The sequence below is a fragment of the Variovorax sp. J22P240 genome (assembly GCF_030316855.1).
In the GTDB taxonomy this organism is placed as follows: Bacteria; Pseudomonadota; Gammaproteobacteria; order Burkholderiales; family Burkholderiaceae_C; genus Variovorax.
Map to the genome: position 1 here is coordinate 86,909 of NZ_JASZYR010000005.1, position 15,611 is coordinate 102,519.

At 66.3% G+C, this 15,611-nt stretch carries 16 protein-coding genes; 9 read left to right on the forward strand and 7 right to left on the reverse strand.

Going from position 1 to position 15,611, the window contains the following annotated elements; genetic code table 11:
• The first annotated feature begins 7 nt into the window (after positions 1 to 7).
• Positions 8 to 634 carry a nucleoside/nucleotide kinase family protein gene (locus QTI24_RS15240; RefSeq protein WP_286601528.1) on the forward strand — a complete coding sequence of 209 codons (627 nt, stop codon included), beginning with the start codon at positions 8 to 10 and terminating at the stop codon, positions 632 to 634.
• A gap of 211 nt (positions 635 to 845) precedes the next feature.
• Positions 846 to 1,385 (forward strand): DUF2242 domain-containing protein, encoded by a 540-nt coding sequence (locus QTI24_RS15245; protein ID WP_286601529.1) that lies wholly within the window; start codon positions 846 to 848, stop codon positions 1,383 to 1,385.
• Positions 1,386 to 1,395: 10 nt separating this feature from the next.
• On the opposite strand, the gene QTI24_RS15250 is transcribed toward QTI24_RS15245, so the two are convergent.
• Positions 1,396 to 1,797: a response regulator gene (locus tag QTI24_RS15250; RefSeq protein ID WP_286601530.1), complete on the reverse strand. Its 402-nt coding sequence runs from the start codon at positions 1,795 to 1,797 to the stop codon at positions 1,396 to 1,398.
• Between the two features lie 123 nt (positions 1,798 to 1,920).
• Here QTI24_RS15250 and QTI24_RS15255 point away from each other — a divergent pair, with 123 nt between their 5' ends.
• A complete protein-coding gene (locus QTI24_RS15255) occupies positions 1,921 to 2,181 on the forward strand; it encodes a hypothetical protein (protein WP_286601531.1) in 261 nt (86 codons plus the stop codon).
• Here QTI24_RS15255 and QTI24_RS15260 read toward each other — a convergent pair.
• The gene (locus QTI24_RS15260) at positions 2,154 to 2,381 is read right to left on the reverse strand and encodes a hypothetical protein (RefSeq protein WP_286601532.1); all 228 of its coding nucleotides are present in this window, start codon (positions 2,379 to 2,381) and stop codon (positions 2,154 to 2,156) included. The two genes, QTI24_RS15255 and QTI24_RS15260, sit on opposite strands and share 28 nt — an antisense overlap.
• Before the next feature lie 186 nt (positions 2,382 to 2,567).
• Between QTI24_RS15260 and QTI24_RS15265 the strand changes: the two genes are divergently transcribed.
• Complete coding sequence (locus QTI24_RS15265; RefSeq protein WP_286601534.1) at positions 2,568 to 2,945, forward strand: VOC family protein; 378 nt, start codon at positions 2,568 to 2,570, stop codon at positions 2,943 to 2,945.
• Position 2,946: 1 nt separating this feature from the next.
• Here QTI24_RS15265 and rocF read toward each other — a convergent pair whose 3' ends face one another.
• Both rocF and QTI24_RS15275 read right to left on the reverse strand, forming a co-directional pair.
• Positions 2,947 to 3,852, reverse strand: a complete 906-nt coding sequence (gene rocF / locus QTI24_RS15270) for an arginase (RefSeq protein ID WP_286601535.1) — start codon at positions 3,850 to 3,852, stop codon at positions 2,947 to 2,949.
• 120 nt (positions 3,853 to 3,972) lie between these two features.
• The gene (locus tag QTI24_RS15275; RefSeq protein WP_286601536.1) at positions 3,973 to 5,538 is read right to left on the reverse strand and encodes a WS/DGAT/MGAT family O-acyltransferase; all 1,566 of its coding nucleotides are present in this window, start codon (positions 5,536 to 5,538) and stop codon (positions 3,973 to 3,975) included.
• Between the two features lie 303 nt (positions 5,539 to 5,841).
• Here QTI24_RS15275 and QTI24_RS15280 point away from each other — a divergent pair, with 303 nt between their 5' ends.
• The 4 genes from QTI24_RS15280 (at position 5,842) to QTI24_RS15295 (ending at position 8,412) form a co-directional block, all read left to right on the forward strand.
• Positions 5,842 to 6,396 carry a hypothetical protein gene (locus QTI24_RS15280; RefSeq protein WP_286601537.1) on the forward strand — a complete coding sequence of 185 codons (555 nt, stop codon included), beginning with the start codon at positions 5,842 to 5,844 and terminating at the stop codon, positions 6,394 to 6,396.
• A gap of 54 nt (positions 6,397 to 6,450) precedes the next feature.
• On the forward strand, positions 6,451 to 6,906 hold the full coding sequence (locus QTI24_RS15285) for a phasin family protein (RefSeq protein ID WP_286601538.1): 456 nt from the start codon (positions 6,451 to 6,453) through the stop codon (positions 6,904 to 6,906).
• A 29-nt stretch (positions 6,907 to 6,935) separates the two neighbouring features.
• Positions 6,936 to 7,568, forward strand: coding sequence for a TetR/AcrR family transcriptional regulator (locus QTI24_RS15290; RefSeq protein WP_286601539.1), 633 nt, complete (start codon positions 6,936 to 6,938; stop codon positions 7,566 to 7,568).
• 70 nt (positions 7,569 to 7,638) lie between these two features.
• Complete coding sequence (locus tag QTI24_RS15295; protein WP_286601540.1) at positions 7,639 to 8,412, forward strand: esterase/lipase family protein; 774 nt, start codon at positions 7,639 to 7,641, stop codon at positions 8,410 to 8,412.
• 205 nt (positions 8,413 to 8,617) lie between these two features.
• Here the strand turns inward: QTI24_RS15295 and QTI24_RS15300 are convergent, their stop codons facing one another.
• The 3 genes from QTI24_RS15300 to QTI24_RS15310 all read right to left on the reverse strand — a co-directional run bounded on the left by QTI24_RS15300 (position 8,618) and on the right by QTI24_RS15310 (position 13,922).
• Complete coding sequence (locus QTI24_RS15300) at positions 8,618 to 11,842, reverse strand: bifunctional cytochrome P450/NADPH--P450 reductase (protein WP_286601541.1); 3,225 nt, start codon at positions 11,840 to 11,842, stop codon at positions 8,618 to 8,620.
• 90 nt (positions 11,843 to 11,932) lie between these two features.
• A complete protein-coding gene (locus QTI24_RS15305; RefSeq protein WP_286601542.1) occupies positions 11,933 to 13,180 on the reverse strand; it encodes a branched-chain amino acid ABC transporter substrate-binding protein in 1,248 nt (415 codons plus the stop codon).
• 49 nt (positions 13,181 to 13,229) lie between these two features.
• Positions 13,230 to 13,922 carry a TetR/AcrR family transcriptional regulator gene (locus QTI24_RS15310; RefSeq protein ID WP_286601543.1) on the reverse strand — a complete coding sequence of 231 codons (693 nt, stop codon included), beginning with the start codon at positions 13,920 to 13,922 and terminating at the stop codon, positions 13,230 to 13,232.
• 75 nt (positions 13,923 to 13,997) lie between these two features.
• Here QTI24_RS15310 and QTI24_RS15315 point away from each other — a divergent pair, with 75 nt between their 5' ends.
• Positions 13,998 to 15,611, forward strand: a complete 1,614-nt coding sequence (locus tag QTI24_RS15315; protein ID WP_286601544.1) for an AMP-binding protein — start codon at positions 13,998 to 14,000, stop codon at positions 15,609 to 15,611.

Genomic DNA, 15,611 nt, shown 5'->3' on the forward strand with positions numbered 1-15,611 from the left:
CGCGCCCATGATCGAGGTGCCCGCCGCGGAACTGGCGCGCATCGAAGCCCTGCTGGCCGACGGGCGGCGTAAGCTGCTCGGGCTGGTGGGCGCGCCCGGTTCAGGCAAATCGACGCTCGCGCTGGCTTTGCTGCAGGCATTGCCCGGCCGCGCGCAGGTGGTGCCGATGGACGGGTTTCATCTGGCCAACGTCGAACTGCAGCGCCTGGGCCGCGCCGGCCGCAAGGGTGCGCCCGACACCTTCGACGGCGCGGGCTATGTCGCCCTGCTGCGGCGCCTGCGCGAGCAAGGCCCGGACGAGATCGTCTACGCGCCCGAGTTCCGGCGCGAGATCGAAGAGCCGATCGCCGGCGCGATCGCCGTGCTGCCCCGGACGCAACTGGTCATCACGGAAGGCAACTACCTGTTGCTCGACGATGGACCGTGGGCTGGGGCGGCGCCGCTGCTCGACGAGGTCTGGTACGTCGACGTGGAGGACTCGCTCCGCCTGGACCGGCTCGTGCGGCGCCACGAGCAGTTCGGCCGTAGCCGCGCGGACGCGCTGGCATGGGTCGAGCAGACCGACGAGCCCAACGCCCGCCGCATCGCAGCCACGCGTGGCAAGGCGCATCGCGTGGTCCGCTGGGGCGACTGAGTGGTCTAGTTGGCGGTGAAGGGAACGCGCGAGCGCCCGGCATGTCAAAAGGGGCGCCGGCCGGCCCTCTTGCGGCTAGCATTCCGAGTCTCGTCTTCCCATGCACCTCATGCGCTTTTCGATTTCTCATGCAGCCGCTGCGGCGCTGCTGTTCTCGTTTTTCGTCGCAGGTTGCAGCACGGCTCCGCGTCGCGTTTCGTACGAGCCGGAAGTGTTCGATTCCACCACCACCCACACGCGCACCTACGTCGCGACCGAGGCTCAGACCTGCGAGGCCGCCCGTCGTGCGCTGCTGAGCCAGGGCTACATGATCACCGCCGGCAATCACGAACTCGTCACCGGCCGCAAGAGCTTCCAGCCGGCCGCCGAGGTGCACGTGGAAGTGGAATTCCGCGTGGTCTGCGCGCGGGAGCGCAATGGGCCGAACGGGCCGCGCAGCACCATCGCCTTCGCCAGCGCGCTGCAGGACCGCTATGGCATCAAGAAAGTCAACAACTCCGCGACGGTGGGTGTGGGTGCGATCGGATCGCTGTCGCTGCCGTTCTCGTCCAGCGATGAAGCCCTGGTCAAGGTCGCGAGCGAAACGCTGACCGACGAGCGCTTCTACGACCGCTTCTTTGCGCTGATCGATCGCTTCCTGCCCGAGGCGGCGGAGGAGACGCCGACGGAGGCGCGGCCGGTGCTGCCGGCGCAGCCGCCCATCGAAACCCCGTTGCTTCGGGACGTGCCTCTCTCGGCGACGCGCGGCTGAGCCTGCGGGGTCAGGCCCCGGCCCGATTCTTGGCCTGGGCCAGCGCCGACTCGAGTTGCTCGACTGTGAACGGCTTCTGAAGCCAGAACGTGCCTTCCATCGGCTCGGGCGGCGGCGGCCGCCCGGTCGCGAAGATTACCTCCAGCTTGCTGCGGACGCGCAGGCTCTCCACCAGATCCATGCCCGAGAGAGCGGGCAGCCCGATGTCGGTGACCAGCACGTCGAAGGCGCCGTCCAGGAAGCGGTCCTTGGCGGTTTCCGCGCTCCCGACGCCGGCGGCCCAATGGCCGAGCAGCTGGAGCATTTCGACGGTGGCCGCGAGAGCGCCGGGATCGTCTTCCACGACCAGTACGCGAAGCCCTTTGGCGCGTCCTGCCCGTTCGTCCGCCGCTTCTTTCGCTGTGCTTGCCATCGTCGTTTTCTGTGAGAACGTCAATCTACGGACGGCAGGCCGACGGCGGAATACCCGAAGCGCGGCTTTGCTTGTAGGAGGCCTGCCCTTGGATGTGGAGCCTGGTTGTGCGATTCTGCGGGGATGATCAAGATCGGAACACTGTGCTACGTGGTCCCGAGTTGCGTGGCCAGCCCGCTCACCCGGCAGGCCGTCGGCAGGATCGTCGAGGTGGTGTCGGCGCCCTACGAGGCGCCCGACGGGACCTACCTGCCGGGCACGTACTACGACGTGGCCTTCGAGGGCTGGACTTTCTACTGCCGCAGCGATAAGTTGCGCCCCATCTCGGACCCTGGCGCGGATGTGTCCGAGACGGATTACAGCGAAACCGAGCGCGCGGCGTAGGCCGGCAGGCCCGTCAGCCCGCACAGGCGCTGCATCACGCCATAGCCCTGGGCGAGGGCGGCGGAGTAGGTCGCGAACGAGCGCTCGGCGCGGTGCAGCGATTGGTAGCGGCCGTCCTGCCGTACGTCTTCGTGGATCACCCAGTAAAACGACCCATCGGTGGGTTGTTCCACCAGCAATCCAATCTTGCGCATGCTCATTCAAGTACCCCGAAATCCAGAAAAACGAATACTTAAGACTTTAATTCCTGGGCTCGATCTCCCGGCTGGAGAAAGTTCACGCTTCGATGGGATTTGACGGGCAGATGGCCGACGCGGCGTTTCGTCTTCTGCTGTCGCCTCGGTTCCGTGCGAGGTTGTACCCCCTGAATTTTGAAAGGAAGCACCATGCTGGGAACCAGGGATGCGGTCGCGAACGTCGCGGTCAAGAATCTCGAGACGGCCAGGAAGTTCTACGAGGACACGCTGGGCCTGAAGCCGGTCCATGTCGAAGGCGACGAGGTCATCGTCTTCCAGAGCGGCAATTCGACGATGAACGTCTATCGCTCCGCCTATGCCGGCACCAACCAGGCGACCGCCGTGACATGGGCCGTGGGCGATGACATCGAAAACGTCGTGGGCGAACTCAAGGGCAAGGGCGTGCGCTTCGAGCACTACGACATGCCGGGCATGCGCCTGGAAGGGGACATCCACGTTGCGGATGGCATGAAGGTCGCCTGGTTCAAGGACCCGGACGGCAACATCCTGAACGTGATCAGCGGCTGAGTCAGCGCGCCAGGGTCGACTTGCCGAACAGGCTTTCGATCAACTCGACCGCCACCTCCGCCGTGCGGTTGCGCACGTCCAGCGCAGGATTCAGTTCGACCACGTCCAGCGAACCGAGCCTTCCGGTGTCGGCGATCATTTCCATGCAGAGCTGCATCTCGCGCCAGGTCGGCCCGCCACGCACGCCGGTGCCGACGCCGGGTGCGTAGTCGGGGTCGAGGCAATCGAGGTCGAAGCTCACATGCAGGTGCGTGTCCTCGTCGACGTCCTGCAGCGCCTCGGTCATCGTCGTGCGCATGCCGTGCTCGTCGATGTGGCGCATGTCGAACACATTGAGCCCGAGCGCGCGGATGGCCGATTTCTCGTCGGCATCGACGCTGCGGATGCCGATGAAGCGGATGGCGTCGTGTTCGAAGGCCGCGCGCTCGCCGCTCCATCCCGTCAACGCTGCCGGCCCGTGGCCGAGCAGGCAGGAGACCGGCATACCGTGCAGATTGCCGCTGGGACTGGTCGTTTCGGTGTTGACGTCGGAGTGCGCGTCGAGCCACAGCACGCGCAGCTTCTGCCCGCGCTGGCGTGCGTGCCATGCGATGGCGCTGATGGAGCCGACGGCGATGCAGTGGTCGCCGCCCAGGAGGATGGGCAGGTGGTTTGCGCCCAGCGCGTGGTCGACCGCGTCATAGACCAGGCGGTTCCATGCGACGACCTCGTCCAAATGATGCAAGCCTTCCGCGGGCGCGATCCAGGGGGTTGCCGGGCCGGCCAGATTGCCGCGGTCGACGACGTTGAAGCCAAGTCGCGCCAGCATGCCTGCCAGGTTGGCCACGCGCAGGGCGTCGGGGCCCATGCCGGCGCCCCGGGTGCTGGCGCCGATGTCGGTCGGCGCGCCAATCAGTTGCAGAGTCATGACTCGCCCCCAGGCTTCGCGCACTTCGTGTCGCTTCGCCAGCCCCCTGCCGGGGGCAACACCAGCGGCCCGGCAGAGCCGGTTCCGCGGTATTTCTGGAACTGGGTCATGGCGCGTAGCTTAGGCGGTGGCGGTCTTGCCGGCGACCGTCTTGCGGGCCACGGTCTTTCGCGGCGCGGATTTGCGGGCGGGTGTTTTGCGCTGACTCGCAGGTGCAGCCTTGGCGGCGGGCGAGGCGGGTGTCGCCTCGGCGGCGGCGGCCGGCGCGTCGAGCGCCTTCACCCTCGCCAGCAGCGCGCGGTGTTCCTCGATCAGGTAGTCGGCAATGTCGTCCACATCAGGCACCGCGCGCCGGCAGGCGATCAGGCCGAAATCCAGCATGCCGTTGTAGCTCTGCACCGTCATGTTGAGGGCCATGCCGTGGCTCGGGATCGACACCGGGTAGTAGGTCAGCAGCTTCGCTCCCGCGAAGTAGAGCGGGACCGGCGCGCCCGGCACGTTCGAGATCACCACGTTCGCAACCGGCGGGAGGCGGTCCGCGAAGCGCGATCGGCCGTACATCGATGCCAGCCCCGACATCAGCCACGGCGCACCGAAGGAGGGAAAGTCGGTCGGTATCGCGGCCTTGATGTTGCCCATCAACGACTTGGTCGCCGCCGACGATTCGGCGATGGCCTTGATGCGCTCGATCGGATCGGCCACGTCGGTCGCCAGGGTCATGACGGTCATCGAGACCTGGTTGTTCGAGGTCGTGTCGCCCGGCTCGCGCAGCGTGACCGGGATGGCAGCCGTCAGGGGCTTCCTGGGCAGCTTGCCGTGGTCGGACAGGTACTGGCGCAACGCACCCGCGCAGAGACCCAGCACCACGTCGTTGAGGCTCGCGCCCAGCCGCTTGCCGATCTGCTTCACTTCGGCCAGCGGAATGGAGCGCACGGCGTACGCGCGCTGGTTGGTGATGGCCACGTTGAGCGGCGTCCGCGGGCCGAGCAGGTTGAGGTTCTTCGGCAGCTTCCAGAGGCTGCCGGCCTGGTTCGTCGGTTGCGGGACGACCAGGCTCTTCACCGCGCGCGCCATGTCGGGGAAGGTCTTCACCAGCTTGACGTATTGCTGCAGCGTGTTGGTGAGCGCCGCGCCCGCGAGTTCGGCCACGCCGAGCTGGTAGCGATTGCGCCGCGCGGTCTGCCGCGGCGCCTTGATCGCGCGGGGCTCTGGTGTCAGGTCCATGATCGCCTCGGCGAAGGCTGCGCCGGCCTGCCCGTCGATGCCGGCATGGTGCAGCTTGGAATACAGCGCGACGCCGCCGCCCTGCAGCCCGTCGATCACGAAGAACTCCCACAGCGGCCGGCTGCGGTCCAGCAGCGTCGAATGCAGGCGGGCCACGTACTGCTCGAGCTGCCGCATGGTGCCGGGGCGCGGCAAGGTGACGCGCCGCACGTGGTAGTCGAGATCGACATCGTCGTCGTCCACCCACACCGGGTTCGACAGCTCGAAGGGCATCAGCGCGAGCTTGCGTGTGAATACCTCGGAGAGATGCATGCGGCTCTGCACGTGCGCCTTCACGTCCTCGTAGAAGTCGCCCTTGTAGCCGGCGGGCAGCTCCAGCACGTGAAGGCCGCCGACGTGCATCGGCGTCTCGGGTGTTTCGGTGTGCAGGAAGGTCGCGTCAAGGCCGCTGAGATGTTTCATTCGGGTGTCCCTCTTGGCGTTGTCGGCAGCGTCGGGCGTGGCGCGATCGGAAATGATCCCCAATGTCCGGAGGGCCGGATAGCGGGTAAGCCCGGTGGCGCGGGCGCTGCCACGGCGCACCTGCTCGTCGTAGCATCGCCCTGGCAGGAAATTGGGGCAGTTGGACTAACTATCGAACCGTTCTAGTTTTCAAGGCCTAGGGCTTTGCGAAGAAGATGACCCCATCGCGTCGGAATGCATGACGCGAATGCCGCAGGGACCGAATCCCGGCGGTATGTGTCCATCAACTTCCAGGAAAACATCATGTCCACGCAAAACATCTCCACCGCTGTCATCCACGTCGTCGGCCAGTACAACGACGCCGGCAAGACCCTGGTCAGCGCCTACCGCACTGGTGCCCACCGCCTGCTGGGCGGCGCCGCTTCGCGCTACAGCGACTTCCTCGGCAAGCGCGAACTGCCCCTGGTGAGCGAAGACATCAAGACCCGTCTGCTCGGCGCTCAAGAAAAGGTCACCGGCTTCCTGGCCAACCGCCTCGACATCGACACCAGCCGCGTCGTCAACCTGATGGACCGCGTCGCCACCGGTGCGACCAGCGGCATCGAATCCATCGCCAATGTCGTCGCACGCGTCGAAGCGCCGATGGGCGCCTCGGTGATCGAGACGCTCAACCGCGTGCATCAGCCGATCGCCGACGTGTCGGTGAAGATCGCCGACAAGATCGCCGCCGGTGCCAAGCAGATCGAAAGCCGCGTGGCCGGCACGACGACCACCGCCGAAGTGGTCAAGACCGTCAAGGCCAAGGCCAAGACGTCCACCCGCCGCGCTGTTCGCGTGACGACGCCCAAGGCGGACTGATCGCCATGCGGCCCGCCGCACTTCTTCTCTTGAATCGTTTTCCTGGAGCAACGCATGGCGACTCGCCGCGATGAAACTGTCAGCGTGAAGAAGAAGTCGGCGGCCCCGGCCACCAAGGCGACGCCGGCCAAGAAGGCTGCGCCGCGCAAGCGGGCTGCGGCCAAGAAGGCACCGGCGCCCGAATCCCTCCCCGCAAACCCGGCCGTTCCTTCCGAGCAGGCCGGTGCCAAGGGCCTGCTGCGTGCGGGCCTGAAGGCTTTGGGCAATGTGCGCGACGACGTCGTCAAGCGCCAGACCAATGTGATCGAGAGCCTGCTCGGCATGGGCAAGGCGCCCAGTCTCGACACTTTCGGCATCCGCAAGTTCGAGGACGTGTTCGACCAGCGCGTCGCGACCGCACTGGAACGCCTGGGCATGCCGAGTGCACAGGAAATCCAGGAACTGCGCGAGCAGATGCGGCAGGTGCTCGAACACCTCGAGCGGGCCGAATCCGCCCGACGCAAGCGCTGAGGCCCATCGGACCGAGCCCTCACCAGCCCGTGGCCAGCTCCAACACGCGAGAACGCATCCTGCAGGCCAGCCTGGCGCTCTTCAATGCGCAGGGACTCGCGGCGGTGTCGACGCACCGCATCGCGGCGGAGCTGGAGATCAGCCCGGGCAATCTGCACTACCACTTCAAGGCCAAGCAGCTCATCGTCGACCGCCTTTTCAGGCGTTTCGAGGATCGGCTTGAATCGCTCAATGCCTCGTCGGACACTGTCCGGGCGATCGACGACCTCTGGTTGGCGCTGCACCTGCGCTTCGAGGCCATCGACGCCTACCGCTTCGTGTACCGCGACATGGCCTATCTTTCCAGTGAATATCCCGCGCTCGGCGAGCGTGCGCAGGCGCTGACCGCGCAGAACCTTCTGGCGGCGCAGGCGCTGTGCGAGACGCTGGTCGCCGCCGGCGTGATCGAGGCCACTGCAGAGGAGGCGCAGATGCTGGCGCTGCAGATGGTCTTCACGACCACCTGCTGGCTCTCCTTCGAACGTCTGGTGCCGGGGCGCGACGCGCTGCAGCAGGCCGATCCGGGGCTTGCGGCTTTCTACACGCTGACGTTGATTGCACCGTATGTATCGCGCGAATCGAGGGCTTACCTCGATTACCTGCGGGGCAAATACCTCGGATAAATGGCTTGCCGTCCGACGGGTTTTTCGACATCGCGACCGCAAATTGCCAAAGAACGACAAGGAGAATTCGATGATGACTGCCGCACACGAACCGATCGCCCCGCCATCGCGGCTCCTGCTGCTGGCCGAGACGCGTGCCATCTGGGAGGCCGGCGCCGCCGTGGCCTTGTGGCCGCTGTTGCAGCTGGCGCCGCGCGGCGATGGCCATTCGGTGCTGGTGTTGCCGGGACTGGTGGCGAGCGATCTTTCGACCAAGCTGCTGCGCCGCTATCTGCAAAGCCGCGGCTACGACGCGCACGGCTGGGGCTTGGGACGCAACCTCGGGCCCCGCAAGGGCGTGGAGGATGGCATGTTGCAAAAGCTCGAGGCGTTGCATGCGAAGAGCGGTCGCAAGGTGAGCATCGTGGGATGGAGCCTCGGCGGCGTCTACGCGCGCCTTCTGGCATCGACCCGGCCGGAGCTGGTGCGCAGCGTGGTCACGCTGGGCAGTCCGTTCACCGGCAACGCGCGCTCCACGAACGCATGGCGCGTCTATGAAGGCGTGAGCGGCCAGAGCGCCGAAGACCCACGTCGCATGAAGCATGTGCGGCCGACGCCTTCCGTGCCGACAACGTCGATCTTCAGCCGCAGCGATGGCGTCGTGGCGTGGCGCTGCAGTGTGGAAGAGGCCGGGCCGCAGTCGGAAAACATCGAAGTGGTGGCGAGTCACCTGGGGCTTGGGGCGCATCCGGCAGTGCTGTATGCGCTGGCGGATCGGCTGGCTCAGGCTGAGGGGCAGTGGAAGCCCTTTGATCGAGGTACTTTTGGGCCGTTGGTTTATCCGGATCCTGCTCGGTCGCACTGAAAACGGCTTTTCGAGCGTGAGGGTGGCGTCGTCGGGCGGTGTGCCCTGTGCCGGCCGACGACGCTGAGACGTTGGGGTTGAACTGTCCTCTTCACCGGTTGTGATGGCGCGCAGGCGGAGCACGTTGGAGGCGCGCATATCCGTTGCACACCCCCAGAGCCCGGCCCGCACCGCCTACCGGGCGCCCCCTCCAAAGGGCACTCCGCTAGGCCCCCGCCCAGACATCAAGCACATACCGCTTCTCCGAAATCATCTTGTCGAGCCAGGCGCTGCCATCCTGCCCATGCTCCCGCGCAATGTCCGACAGCGCACGCCGCACATCAGGCTCCATGCGCGACCCATCCCCGCACACGTACACGATGGCGCCGTCATCGAGAAGACGCCAGACATGCGCCGCCTGCTCACGAATCAGGTCCTGCACATAGACCTTTCGCTCGCCCGCGCGTGAGAACGCCGTGTGGAGTCGCGTCACGCCGCTCCCCGCCCAGCCTTTGAGTTCGTCGGCGTAGATGAAATCCTGGTCCGGATGCCGGCATCCGAAGAAGAGCATGGCCTCGCCCGGCGGCGTGCCGTTGGCGATCATCGCGGCGCGTTCCTGGAGAAAGCCGCGGAAGGGCGCGAGGCCCGTGCCCGGTCCCACCATGATGACGGGCCGCGCCGGGTCGTCCGGCAGGCGGAAGCCCTCTGCCGTGGTCTCCCGCACCACGCCGTGCACCGTCTCGCCGGCCTGAGCGCGCGAGAGGAAGTTGGAGCAGACCCCCTCGAACCGGCCGAGGCCCGAACGCGCTGGACCCGCGACGACGCCCACCGTCACGCTGCAACGTCCCCCGTCGACGATCGGTGACGAAGAGATCGAGTAGTAGCGCGGCGTGAGCGGCGACAGCATTTCGAGGAACTGCGCGAACGGCACCTGGCAGGCCGGGCACTCCTCCAGCAGATCGAGCACCGACTTGCGCTTCTGCAGCACTTCGCTCTTGTAGAGCTGTGCCGAACTCTCGTCCGCGCCCGAGAGCGCCACGAGCTTCGGCTTGGTGAAGGGGCACTCCGTGTGCGCTGCAAGCTGGGCGATCTGCTTGCGGGTCGCAACGTCCTGCAGCTCCACGTAGTCACCCAGCAGCCGATCGACCGCGATCACCTCATCCACCGGCAACGCCGCCTTGCGTCCCGACGCCGCATGCAGCCGCACATGCGCATTGCGATCGAAGCCGAATCGCGCCATCGCACGTTCCACCTGTGCCGGCCCGTTGCGCGGCACCACGCTCAGATGGTCTCCGGCGCGGTAGTTCACGCCTTCGGGCAACTGCAACTCGACGTGGCGCGTCGATCGCGCTTCGCCGGCGTCGCTGGCGGCGCTCTGCAACTCGCGGTTCTCTATCACTCGCATCGGCACGGCGCCGAGCGCGTCGACGATGGCATTCTTCTGTGGCGGCGGGAGCTCTTCCAGCGTGTAGAGCGGCTCGCTTTGCGCAGGCGTGTCCGCACCCACCTTGAGGTCGAAGGTGGAAACCAGTGTCGGCCACAGCGCGTCGCTCCAGTCCTGGAAGGCACCGTCCATGTCCTCGCGCGCATCGCCCTCGCCGCGCGGATGCACGCGTGCCGCCCCGAGTGCGGCCAGACGCTCGTCGATGCGGCGCGGCACCGACTGATACGTCGACGCCCAATCGGTATTGCCGCAGCCGAAGACCGTGAAGCGCACGCCGTTGAGCGAATCGTCCGCCTTGTCGAGCCAGCGATGGAACTCGGCTGCGTTGTCCGGCGCCGCGCCGTTGTACGACGCGCAGACGATCGCGACCGCGCCGTTGGCAGGCAGGCGCTCGGCGTAGTCGTCGAGCGAGGCGAGCTGGGTCGAGAAGCCACGCATCTCGCCGGCCTCGGCCAATTGGCGTGCCAAGTCCTCGGCGGTGCCGAGATTGGAGCCCTGGAGCACGAGCAGCGAAGTGCCATGGCGCGCCGCATGCGGCCGGGCCGCCGTCGGCTTCTCCGTGGTGGCTTGCGCAGGCTGCGCCGTGGTGTCGCTGCGCGCCCGCGTCGCCGGGTCGCGCAGCACCGCCTTGATCCTGAATCCCTCCGGCTTGATCGTGAGCGCTTCCTTGATCTTGAGCTGGTAGCCCGTGTGATCGACCAGTGTGAAGCGCTGCAGGATCATCCCCAGCGTGAGCACCGCCTCCTGCAGCGCGAACTGGCGTCCGATGCAGGCCCGCTGGCCGTTGCCGAAGGGCTTGAAGGCGTTGACCGGCCGCTCGCGCTCGGCGTCGCGGCTGAAGTGGTCGGGGTTGAACCGGTCGGCATCCTCGCCCCACACCGCCTTGTCGCGGTGCAATGCGAGCGCATGCAGGATCACCATGTTGCGCCGCTTGATCGTGTACTGCCCGCCGATCGTCGTGTCTTCCTTTGCGGCCATCGCGATCGCCGGCGCGGTCGGGAACATGCGCAGCGATTCCTTCAGCACCTGCAGCACATAGGTCAGGCGGTTGACCTGCGCATAGGTCGGCTTCACCGACGGGTCCGGCCCGAACACGTTGTCGACCTCGGCCTGCGCCTTGGCCATGGCGTCCGGGTTGTTCAGCAGGAAGTAGATGGCGAACGAGAGCAGGCCGCTGGTCGTCTCATGCCCCGCGATCAGGAATTCGATGCACTCGTCGCGGATCTGCCGGTCGTCCAGCCGCTCGCCGGTCTTCTTGTCGACGCCGGCGATCATGTAGCTCAGCAGGTCGGGCTTGGTCGCGATGTCGGCGCCGCTCTCGCGCCGCTCGCGCACGATGTCCTCCACCATCTTGTGCATGTAGCGCACGTCCTTTCGCTGCTGGGCCAGCTCCTTCTTGAGCATCAGTTCTTCCAGCGGAATGCCGCGCCGGTTCTGTACCGTCTCCAGCGTGCGCACCATCGCATCCACGAAGGGATGGAAGCCCTCGCGGTAGAAGGAGTTGAAGCGGTAGCCGAAGCCGCACAGGCCGATGGTGTCGAGCGTGAGCGCGGTCATGTCGCGAACCACGTCGATCTCCTCGTCGAAGTTGAGGCGTTCCCACTTCGTCACCAGCTGCTCGGCGATGTCCAGCATCATCGGGTGGTAGGCCTGCATCGCGCGCTGGCTGAAATTGGCCAGCAGGATGTTGTGCGGCTTCGACCAGGTCGACTCGTGCGTGTCCGAGGTGAAGAGCCCATGCGACAGCGCGCGCAGGCGGCGCAGCGTGCCCTTGGTGCTCTTGTCGAAGCGCTTCTCGTCGCACAACTCGTCGGCCAGCGCGGCGGACGACACCACGATCACCGGCATGCCCGGCATGTCGAGCCAATAGATGGCGCCGAGCTCCTGCGCGATCCGCCACATGTCCAGCACGGGCGATTCGGACCCGATCGACAGGATGTTGCCGACGAAGGGCTTCTTCGCCGGATGCGGAATCGGGTACAGCGCGTTCTTGCCTGCCATGGTCATGCCCCTTGCTCGTGCCGATTGCGGACCGCGGGTGCGGGTCCCGCAGTATCTCGACGGCAGAGGGGGGCGGCAGGCCGGGGTATTCCCTTATCAGGGACGAGGCATCTTGCAGTCCGTGCCTTGGGCGAGTTCGTTGCCGCTGTAGATCGCGTCGGTGCGGAAGCCGTAGTTCGTGCCCTCCCAACCGACCTTCACCGTCTTGCCGTCGACCGGCGCGATCGTGTTGACCACCTGCGGCAGCAGCAGTTGATGATCATCGGCGCGCATGCGTACCGGGCCGACGACGGAGTCGAAGCTCAGGTCCTCGAGGGCGAGGGCCACCTTGGGCGTGTCGGTGCTGCCGGCCTTGTTGATGGCGGCGGCCAGCAGGCGCGGCGTCATCTCGATGCGCGGCGCAAGGAAGTCCTTGCCCGTCTTGGCCTTGTAGCTCTTCGCGAGGGCGTCGACCTTCGGCGAATCGGCTTGGCCGGGGTGCCATTCGGCGACCCAGGTCAACTGGCCGAGCTTGGCCTGCGACACGGCGAGCACCGTGCCGGGCACCGAGCCCGCGCTGTGGTTGAAGTAGCGCAGGTTGTAGCCCGCATCGCCGGCGGCTTTCAGCAGCAAGCTCATGTCCTGGCCCCAGTTGCCGGTGATCACCGAGTCGGCGCCCGATTGCCTGACGTTCGCGAGATAGGGGGCGAAGTCCTTCACCTTGCCGATGGGATGCAGGGTCTCGCCGACGAACTGGATGTCGGGCCGCGCGAGGCCGACCAGTTGCCGGCCGTAGCTGGCCCACTGCTTGCCGTGGGCGTAGTCCTGGTTCAGCAGGTACACCTTCTTCACGTCCGGCGTCTTCTTGATGTAGTTGGCGATCGCCTTCATCTTCATCGCCGTGTTGGCATCGGTCTGGAAGTGCCAGAAGCTGCACGACTTGCCTGTGAGCTCGGGGTCGATGGACGAGTGGTTCAGCACCAGCAGTTCCTTGCCGGGGTTGCGCTGGTTCCAACGGTTCACTGCCTGCACCAGCGCACTCACCACCGACGAGCCCGAGCCGCCTGTGACGATGGCGCGCGCGCCCTGGTCGATGGCCGCCTGCAGTGCGCTCTGGCTCTCCTGTGCGGAGAGCTTGCTGTCGAACTGCAGCAACTGGAGCTTGGTTCCGCCGAGCACGCCGCCCTTGGCGTTGATGTCCTCGATGGCGTACTGCGTGTGCGTGAGCATCAGTTCGCCCACGTTCGCGAAGGGGCCGGAGAGCGGGTCGATGTAGGCGATCTTGTAGGTCTGCTGGGCGTGGGCGGCACCGGCCGTCAGGAGGGCGACGGCCGCGAAGGGCGCGAGCAGGCAGGGGAACTTCATGGACTGTCTCCGTAGGAGTGAAGGAAGGGTGAAGGCGGAAGGGCCGTGCTCAGCCGTTGCGTTCGCGCAGGCCCAGCACGCGCCACGCCAGGCGCGAAAGCTCGGCCACCACTTCGTCAGGCGAGAGGCGGCCATCGGGCCGGTACCAGCTGTAGAGAAAGCCGGGCAGGCTCAGCGCCGCGAACGCGGTGATCTTGGTTTCGCTGAAGTCCAGATCGCCATCGCGCCGGGCCTCTTCGAGCAGAGGAAAGAGCTGGTCGTAGAAGTGATGCGCGAGCTTCTTCTGCGCGGCGATGTACTCCGGCCGGTAGACCTGCGGCTCCTTGTAGGCGAAAAAGGCGCAGGGGTGATGCGCGACCGTCGCACGGATCAGCCGCTCGATGCCTTCCTTGACCTTCTCCACCGCAGGGCGCGTGTCGCCGGCGGCGAAGTCCATCGCGGTGAAGCAGTCGACCGCCGGCCGCCACGACAAGGTCTCGAAGATCTCTTGCTTGTCGCGGAAGTAGTAGTAGACGAAAGGCTTGGTCGCATCGAGCGCGCGCACGATCTGCGCCATCGTCGTGTTGGCATAGCCCTGCACCGCGAAGAGCTGGGCTGCCGCCTGGAGGATGCGTTCGCGCTGTACGTCGGTGCCCGCCGTGGCTGCGCGCTGGCGGCCCGTGCCTTGCGGCAGATCGGTTCTCGTGGAGTGCGCATCGCCGCGCCCAGAGGGTTTGTGCGGTGTCGCCGAAGTTATACCCATGGGTAGGATTGTTGGTGCACCATGAAGCGATGACAAGCGGCCAAGCCCTATCGATAACCCTGTGAGAGTGACACCATGGAGACAACCCAGCTTCCCGACCGCCCGCAGCAACCACTGCACGAGTACCTGCGCACGCATGCGCGCGAGCGTGGCGACCATCCGGCCTGCATCTGGTACGGACGATCCTTCAGCTACGCCGAACTGGATGCGGCGAGCGATGCCTTCGCGGCGAGGCTGCAGGCCATCGGCGTGCGCAAGGGCGATCCGGTGGTGCTCTTCCTCAACAACTGCCCGCAATACCTGGCGGCCCACTTCGGCATCCAGAAGATCGGTGCCATCGTGTGTCCGAGCGGACCGCTCAACAAGGAGCATGAACTGGCCTATCAGGTCAACGACCTGAAGGCACGCGTGATCGTCGCGGCCTCGTCGCTGATGCCGGTGGTCGACAAGGTCCGCGCCGCGAGTGCGCTCGAACACGTGTTCGTCGTTCACTACGCCGACCTGCTGCCGGCGACGACACCGATCGATGTGCCCGCCGACCTCGCTGCAGCAAGGCACGAACCGCGGAGCGTGCCGCCGGGCTGCGAAGACTTCCTTGCCGTGATGAAGAGCGGCCAGTGTCCTGCGCCCGTGGAGGTCTCCCTCGACGATGTGGCGCTGATGACCTACACCTCCGGCACCACGGGTCTGCCGAAGGGCGCCATGCTGAGCTACGGCAATGCGCTCTTCAAGACGCGCGCCGCCGCCGATTGCAATGGTGTGAACGGCAGTGACGTGCTGTTGTCGATCGCGCCGCTCTATCACATCGCTGGCATGCTGATGGGCGTCAATGTGCCGGTGCTCACGGGAGCGACCTCGGTGCTGCTGCACCGCTTCGAGCCGCGCGCCGCGCTGCAGGCGATCGACCGCTACCGGGTGAACTGGTGGTACAGCATCGCGCCGATGAACGTCGCCTGCATGCAGGTGGAAGGCGCCACAGGCTTCGATCTGTCGAGCCTGCGCATGAATCCCGTCACGAGCTTCGGCATCACCTTCACCGAGCCGCTCGCGCAGCAATGGCGCGGCTTTGCGAACAACTGCAGTTCCTTCGAGGCGGCCTACGGCCTGAGCGAAACCCACACCTGCGACACCTACACGCCGCACCACGCGCCGCGCTGGGGCACGCAGGGCATCGCGGTGCCGGGCGTGACCATCCGCATCATCGACACCGACACGGGCGAGGACAAGCCGGTGGGCGAAGTCGGCGAGATCGTGCTCACGAGCGCGGGCTCCTTCAAGGGCTACTGGAACAAGCCCGAGGCCACTGCGGCAACGCTGCGCAACGGCTGGGTGCATACCGGCGACATGGGCAAGCTCGACGCCGACGGCTATCTCACCTTCATCGGCCGCTTCAAGGAAATGATCAAGGTCTCGGGCTACAGCGTGTTCCCCGAAGAGGTGGAGACCATCCTCATCAAGCATCCCTCCGTGGCGCAGGCCGCGGTCATCGCGCAGCCCGATGCGGACAAGGGCGAAGTGGTCAAGGCCTTCATCGTGAAGAAGCCGGGGGCCGAACTCGATGCCGATGCCTTGATCGCCTGGTCGCGCGAGAACATGGCGAGCTACAAGGCGCCGCGCTCGGTGCGCTTCATCGATGCACTGCCGACGACCGGCGCGGGCAAGGTGCTGCGCAGACTACTGAAAGACTGA